This window comes from Streptococcus sp. DD04, assembly GCF_001578725.1.
Taxonomy (GTDB): Bacteria; Bacillota; Bacilli; order Lactobacillales; family Streptococcaceae; genus Streptococcus; species Streptococcus sinensis.
Genome location: NZ_KQ968979.1, coordinates 133,436 through 140,869, shown reverse-complemented (window position 1 = coordinate 140,869; position 7,434 = coordinate 133,436). Strand labels below are relative to the sequence as shown.

General features: G+C 43.5%; 7 protein-coding genes and 1 tRNA gene. 7 read left to right on the top strand and 1 reads right to left on the bottom strand.

Annotated features, from left to right (window positions below; genetic code table 11):
• The first annotated feature begins 8 nt into the window (after nt 1-8).
• Entirely contained in the window at nt 9-1,694 is a 1,686-nt protein-coding gene (locus STRDD04_RS07615) for a DUF2971 domain-containing protein (protein ID WP_443031304.1), read from the top strand.
• 138 nt (nt 1,695-1,832) lie between these two features.
• Complete coding sequence (gene rsmA / locus STRDD04_RS07610; RefSeq protein WP_062201157.1) at nt 1,833-2,705, top strand: 16S rRNA (adenine(1518)-N(6)/adenine(1519)-N(6))-dimethyltransferase RsmA; 873 nt, start codon at nt 1,833-1,835, stop codon at nt 2,703-2,705.
• Between the two features lie 118 nt (nt 2,706-2,823).
• On the opposite strand, the gene STRDD04_RS07605 is transcribed toward rsmA, so the two are convergent.
• Nucleotides 2,824-2,906, bottom strand: a tRNA-Leu gene (locus STRDD04_RS07605).
• Nucleotides 2,907-3,007: 101 nt separating this feature from the next.
• Between STRDD04_RS07605 and rsgA the strand changes: the two genes are divergently transcribed.
• The 5 genes from rsgA to STRDD04_RS07580 are packed head-to-tail and all read left to right on the top strand — an operon-like array spanning nt 3,008 to nt 7,377.
• Nucleotides 3,008-3,886: a ribosome small subunit-dependent GTPase A gene (rsgA, locus tag STRDD04_RS07600; protein ID WP_062201154.1), complete on the top strand. Its 879-nt coding sequence runs from the start codon at nt 3,008-3,010 to the stop codon at nt 3,884-3,886.
• Nucleotides 3,887-3,900: 14 nt separating this feature from the next.
• Entirely contained in the window at nt 3,901-4,560 is a 660-nt protein-coding gene (rpe, locus tag STRDD04_RS07595) for a ribulose-phosphate 3-epimerase (RefSeq protein ID WP_062201151.1), read from the top strand.
• A complete protein-coding gene (locus STRDD04_RS07590) occupies nt 4,553-5,185 on the top strand; it encodes a thiamine diphosphokinase (RefSeq protein ID WP_062201148.1) in 633 nt (210 codons plus the stop codon). Before rpe ends, STRDD04_RS07590 begins: the two co-directional genes overlap by 8 nt.
• 1 nt (nt 5,186) lies before the next feature.
• Nucleotides 5,187-6,443: a DNA recombination protein RmuC gene (rmuC, locus tag STRDD04_RS07585; protein ID WP_062201145.1), complete on the top strand. Its 1,257-nt coding sequence runs from the start codon at nt 5,187-5,189 to the stop codon at nt 6,441-6,443.
• Entirely contained in the window at nt 6,433-7,377 is a 945-nt protein-coding gene (locus STRDD04_RS07580; RefSeq protein WP_062201142.1) for a 3'-5' exoribonuclease YhaM family protein, read from the top strand. The genes rmuC and STRDD04_RS07580 overlap by 11 nt, the downstream gene beginning before the upstream one ends.
• Nucleotides 7,378-7,434: the final 57 nt, after the last annotated feature.

Below are 7,434 nucleotides of genomic sequence, written 5' to 3'. Positions count from 1 at the left end.
CTAAGGTTTTGTTCAATTTATCAACCAAGCAGCCTGAGCTGAAAGAGCGGGAGGCTAGTGTTGCGAAATTACAGGTCTTGCATCAACAATTCCCTGACTCGCCTGATATAGCAGAAGTTTATGCTATAACTTTGGCTAATTTATCAGACAAGCAGCCTGAGTTGAAAGAGCGGGAGGCTACTGCTGAGAAATTACAGGTCTTGCATCAACAATTCCCTGACTCGCCTGATATAGCAGAAATGTATGCTATGACTTTGTTCAATTTATCAACCAAGCAGCCTGAGTTGAATGAACTGGCAACTACTGCTAAGAAATTAAAGGGATTGCATAAACATGAATGCTTCCAAGAATCTGAAGAAATTGCTTTTATATATGTTATGTTCTTAGCGAGCTTATTTGAACAACAAACAGAGATAGATGAACGTCTTCAAACAATAGAAACAATCAAAAAACTCTATGAACAATTCTCCACATTTATGTTACAAAATTTTGATGATCGATTTTTTAGTAATGATAATGTTTGTGACAGTGAGGAGTACAAGCTATTCAACTTTATCCTAAGAGAAGGTCTTTTAAAGAATACTAAATATGCTATTTTACAAACATGGGCAGAGCATTATAAAGAAGACTCGGATGAACTAAAGAATCTGCTGTCGATTTATCAATATGTTCAAAAAATTAAGTATCAACTGGGATTGAAAGACGAAGATAAAAAGAAAAATATAAAGTTTGGTCATTACACTAAAGGAAGCGTACTTCAAATTTTGTTGGATCAGGATCAGAGGGAGGAATCAAGCTTTTCTATAGTTGGAAAAACTCGTTTGAATAACGCTAATTATATGAATGATCCTGAAGAAGGTATCATCATAGAAAAGATCTTGGGCTTAGATAGACGAGATGCTTTGGAGCCAAGTTCATGGTTTTTAATGAGCTTTACGATTAAAACGGATGATTTAGCCATGTGGTCCCAGTATGGTGATGATGCCAAAGGTGTTTGTATTGTGCTTCGGGAGGATGACTTTTCTAGATTTTCATCCTTCAATGATGTTTCTTGGCGTCAAGAAAAAATCTCTTTAGAATTTTCTGATAAGATGTATCTAATGAAATCTGAATTACATAGTGGTTTTGAAAAATCTGTCTTTCGGAGTGAGAGTGAGAATTCAGTCAATGCTGTTAATGATGAAGGAGCTGAATCGAATTCTGAAGAAAAAGATAGTATTTCAAAAGGAAATGTAGATTATCTCTACCGAATAGCCTATGTTAATGATTCAGGTGGTGAGTTTAGCATAGAAAAAACGGAGCTCTTTAACGACTATGAAATCAAAAATTTAGAAACATTGTTGAAAGCTTTAAAGGAAAAACTAGATAAGGATTTGAACAAAGGAGATGATTTTTATCAAAAAGCGATTTCTGACTGTATAGAGGAAATTCGTTACTTGTTTAAATCTGTAGATTACAAATATGAGGACGAGTTGCGTATCTTACGCTATGCCAATTTAGACCCTAGCAATGAGGAAATCAAGATCGATAAGTCTTCTGGGATAGGTAAACTTTATGTAGAACGTGAAAATCCAATTCAAATCGGGGAAGTCATTTTCGGTCCTAAGTTTCCAAATCCTGAATACATAACTCCCCTGTTGAAGCTTTTGGATAAAGATATTGCGTTTAAAAAATCTACGATAAAATTTAGATAAAGGGTTCTATGAGCTACATATCATATAAGGATTCAATACACAAACTGGAGTTGGAGCATTTCCAAGCCCTCTGAAATATGCTAGAATAGAAGCAGATGAGAGAAAGGAAGAACGCAGCTTGACTGTATTCGTAATAAAATGAGAATTGCAGATTATAGTGTGACCCGTGCCATTCTGGAGCGACACGGTTTCACTTTTAAAAAATCTTTTGGTCAGAATTTCCTGACTGATACCAACATCCTCCAGAAGATTGTGGATACCGCCGAGATTGATAAGCAAGTCAATGTTATCGAAATTGGTCCTGGTATTGGGGCATTGACGGAGTTTCTGGCAGAAAGTGCCGCCGAGGTCATGGCCTTTGAGATTGATGATCGGCTGGTGCCCATTTTGGCGGATACTCTGCGCAATTTTGACAATGTGACGGTGGTTAATCAGGATATTCTCAAGGTTGATCTGGCCCAGTACATGGCAGAGTTTAAAAATCCTAACTTGCCTATCAAGGTAGTGGCAAACTTGCCCTACTACATCACGACACCGATTCTCATGCATTTGATTGAGAGCGGGATTCCTTTTAGTGAGTTTGTCGTTATGATGCAGAGGGAAGTGGCGGACCGGATTTCGGCTCAGCCGAATACCAAGGCCTACGGCAGTTTGTCGATTGCGGTCCAGTATTACATGACGGCCAAGGTTGCCTTTATCGTTCCGCGGACAGTCTTTGTGCCAGCGCCCAATGTAGATTCGGCTATTCTCAAGATGGTGCGCAGAGACCAGCCAGCAGTTGCGGTCCAGGACGAGAAATTCTTTTTCAAGGTTTCCAAGGCTAGTTTTGTTCACCGTCGGAAAACTCTCTGGAACAACCTGACTAGTCATTTTGGCAAAGCAGAGGAGACCAAAGCCAAGTTAACAGCCGCTTTAGAGCAAGCTGAGTTATCTCCAAGTGTTCGAGGAGAGGCTTTGGCTTTAGCAGATTTTGCCCGTCTAGCAGATGCTTTGAAGGCGCAAGATCTATAAGATATTGAAAACCAGCCCTGTCTGAAAAGGGCTGGTTTTTCTGAAAGATGTTTCATGGGAATCTCATGATTTTTCAAAAGAAAAGCTCTTGTCTATTTAGACAAGAGTTCCTGTTCAATGCGGAGGAAGGGATTTGAACCCTCACACCCGTACGGGCACATGCGCCTGAAGCATGCGTGTCTGCCGTTCCACCACCTCCGCTCGAACTCTATTATACCATTTTTTTTGAAAATGCCAATAGTAAAAGCCAAATATCTGTCTTTTTTTGATATAATAATTGTATTAACTTTAAAGGAGCAGTCTTGCAAGGAATAATTATCAAAGCCTTGGCTGGCTTTTATTATGTAGAGTCAGACGGGCAGGTGTATCAGACCAGAGCGCGTGGGAATTTCCGCAAAAAAGGACAAACGCCTTATGTTGGCGATCATGTCGAATTTTCAGCGGACAAGGATTCCGAAGGCTACATTTTAAAAATCGCCGAGCGAAAAAATAGTTTGGTGCGGCCACCCATTGTCAACATTGATCAGGCAGTTGTCATCATGAGTGCCAAGGAGCCAGATTTCAATGCCAATCTCTTGGATCGTTTTCTGGTGCTTTTGGAGCACAAGGGCATCTACCCCCTCATCTATCTGAGTAAGTTGGATCTGCTGGAGGATGAAGGGAGCTTGGATACTTATGTTCGGGTTTATCAGCAGATTGGCTATCAGGTGGTTCAGTCTGTTGAGGATTTACTGCCACTTCTGACGGGGAAAATCACTGTTTTCATGGGCCAGACGGGTGTTGGAAAGTCCACCCTGCTCAATAAAATTGCCCCAGATTTGCAATTAGAAACAGGAGAGATTTCTGAAAGTCTGGGGCGCGGCCGCCATACGACACGGGCGGTCAGCTTTTATAATCTTAACGGGGGAAAGATTGCGGACACTCCGGGCTTTTCTTCTCTGGACTATGAGGTGGACAAGGCAGAAGATCTGAACGCTGCCTTTCCAGAAATTACCGAAATCAGCCGGGACTGCAAGTTCCGCACTTGTACCCATACGCATGAACCGGCTTGTGCCGTCAAACCAGCCGTAGAAGCCCGGCAAATTGCTGCTTTTCGTTTCGAAAACTACCTGCAGTTTCTCAGTGAAATCGAGAATCGCCGTGAAACCTATAAAAAGACAGCTAAAAAACTTCCTAAATAGAGAAAGGAACTATCATGAAAACATTTAAAATTGCTCCCTCTGTTTTGAGTGCGGATTATGCTAATTTTGAGACGGAATTGAAAAAGCTAGAAGCCAGTGGAGCAGAGTATGCCCATCTGGATGTAATGGATGGACATTTTGTGCCTAATATTAGCTTTGGTGCCGGTGTTGTAGCAAGTATGCGTCCCCACAGCAAGATGGTTTTTGACTGCCATCTCATGGTATCCAATCCTGAGCACCATATTGAGGAATTTGCTCGGGCGGGTGCGGATATTATAAGCATCCATGTCGAAGCCACACCGCATATTCATGGAGCTTTGCAGAAGATTCGTGCGGCAGGTGTTAAGCCTAGCGTTGTTATCAATCCTGGAACGCCAGTCGAAGCGATTAAAAATGTCTTGAATCTAGTGGATCAGGTCCTAGTCATGACAGTGAATCCAGGCTTTGGCGGTCAGGCTTTTCTGCCAGAAACCATGGATAAGATTCGTGAACTGGTCGTTCTGCGTGAAGTCAATGAGCTGAACTTTGATATTGAGGTTGACGGCGGTATTGACGATAAGACGATTCAGATTGCCCGAGAGGCTGGAGCCAATGTTTTCGTAGCAGGCAGCTATGTCTTCAAAGGTGATGTCAGCCATCAAGTTCAGACTTTGAGAGATGCTTTAGATGCCTAGAATTGCCCTTTTTGCCGGTGGTGATTTGACTGAGTTCAGTCGGGATTTTGATTTTTTTGTTGGGGTTGATCGCGGCTCACTCTTTCTGTTGGATCAGGGAGTCTGTCCTGACTTGGCAATTGGCGATTTTGATTCTGTCTCCGATGAAGAATTGCTGCGCATTAAAGGCAAGGCCAAGGAGGTCATTCAGGCTCAGCCTGAAAAGGATGATACGGACTTGGAATTGGCTGTTTTGGCTTGCTTTGAGCGGTATCCAGATGCTTATCTGACTATTTTCGGTGCCTTTGGCGGTCGTCTAGACCATGCTCTGGCCAACATTTTCTTACCCAGCAACGATAAAATCGCCCCCTATATGGAGCAGCTGATCTTAGTTGATGCCCAGAATTGCATCCGCTATGTGCCCTCTGGTCGTCATGAAATTAAGCCAGTGGAAGGGATGGACTACCTGGCCTTTCTGCCGACAGAGGATGTAGCCCTGACCATTGAAGGAGCTAAATATCCTTTAAATGAAAGGAATTTTTTCTTTAAAAAAGTCTATGCTTCTAACGAATTTATAGATAGACCTGTATTTTTATCCTTTGACAAGGGTTATACGGTTGTTATTTACAGTAAAGATAGGAGTTGATATGGAATATATCATCATCATCCTGCTTATCATCAATCTGGTCTTTCTCTATTTCTTCTGGCAGAGACAGGGGCAGCAGGAGCAGGCAATCAAAGTCTTGTTAGAAGAGCAGGAAGATCATCTGTCCGACCAGCTGGATTACCGCTTTGAGCAGGAAAGACAGCAGGAGGCTCTTCGGCAAAAAGATCTGGAAATTGTTCTGGGAGATCGGCTAGCAGAAGTTCGAACAGATTTGCATCGACATTTGACGGATTTACGAACAGAAATGGCGGATAGTTTCAGCAAAAATCGAGACAAGACTGATGAGCGGATGCGCCAAATTCAGGAGTCTAATGACTTGCGGCTGGAGCAGATGCGCCAGACCGTTGAGGAAAAATTGGAGAAGACTTTGCAGAGTCGCCTGCAGACCTCCTTTGAGACGGTGTCCAAGCAGCTAGAGTCTGTCAATCGTGGTTTAGGAGAGATGCAGACGGTGGCTCGGGATGTCGGCAGTCTCAATAAGGTTCTTTCCAATACCAAGACCCGCGGCATCATGGGCGAACTCCAGCTGGGACAAATCATCGAAGACATCATGACACCTAGCCAGTATGAGCGGGAATTTGCCACAGTAACAGGTTCTAGTGAGCGCGTGGAGTATGCTATCAAATTGCCGGGGCAGACGGAGCAGGACTATATCTACCTGCCTATTGACTCCAAGTTTCCTCTGGCGGATTACTACCGCTTGGAAGAGGCTTACGAGTCTGGCAATAAGGAAGAAATTGAACTTTACCGTAAGTCGCTGTTGGCTAGCGTCAAGCGCTTTGCCAAGGATATTAAGAGTAAATATCTGGCTCCGCCGGCTACGACTAATTTTGGGATTATGTTTTTGCCAACGGAAGGTCTCTATTCCGAAGTGGTTCGCAATCCAGAGTTTTTCGACGGTCTGCGGCGAGATGAGCAGATTGTCGTGGCGGGTCCATCTACCTTGTCAGCTCTGCTCAACTCTCTCTCAGTTGGCTTTAAAACCCTGAACATCCAGCGTAGCGCAGATGACATCAGCAAGGTTCTGGGCAGTGTCAAGCTGGAATTCAGCAAATTTGGCGGCATTCTAGCCAAGGCTCAGAAGCACCTGAAGAACGCTTCTGGTAGCATTGACGAGCTACTGACTCGCCGAACCAATGCTATTGAAAGAACGCTGCGGCATATTGAATTGTCTGACCAAGACCTTCAGTTACACTTGCTAGATATTCCAGATGAAAGGGAAGACTATGAAAATTAATCAAATGAAAAAGGATGAATTGTTTGAAGGATTTTATCTGATTAAGTCAGCCGAAGTCCGACAGACCAGAGCTGGCAAAAATTACCTCGCCTTCACTTTCCAAGATGATACTGGGGTGATTGAGGGGAAATTGTGGGATGCCCAGCCCCATAATGTGGCAGAGTTTACAGCGGGGAAAGTCGTCCACATGCAAGGCCGTCGCGAAGTCTACAATAACACCCCGCAGGTTAATCAGTTGACCCTGCGCCTGCCAAAAGCTGGTGAGCCCAACAATCCTTCGGATTTCAAAGAAAAACCACCTGTTGATCAAAAAGAACTGCGGGAATACTTGGCTCAGATGATTTTTCGGATTGAAAATCAGGTCTGGCAACGTGTGGTCCGCTCGCTTTATGGCAAATACGATAAGGAATTTTATTCCTATCCAGCAGCGAAAGCCAATCACCATGCTTTTGAGTCAGGGCTCGCTTTTCACACAGCTACTATGGTCAAACTAGCGGATGCGATTTGTGACATCTATCCTCAGCTCAATAAAAGCCTCCTTTTTGCAGGGATCATGCTGCACGACTTGGCCAAAGTCATTGAGCTGAGTGGCCCAGAAAATACGGAATACACCGTGCGAGGCAATCTGATTGGGCATATTGCACTGATTGATGAGGAATTGACCAAAACCTTGGCGGAGCTGAAAATCGACGATACAAAAGAAGATGTCATCGTTTTGCGACATGTCCTCCTCAGTCATCACGGCCTTCTTGAATATGGCAGCCCCGTTCGTCCAAAGATTATGGAGGCCGAAATCCTGCACATGATTGACAATCTGGACGCTGAGATGATGATGATGACCGCGGCTCTGTCTCTCGTTGCTCCAGGAGAAATGACCAATAAAATATTCGCACTGGAAAACCGTTCCTTCTATAAACCTAAATTAGACAAGTGAAATACGAAAAATGGGCATTATATTTAGCATAATGTTCGTTTTTTTGCTAGAGTATGA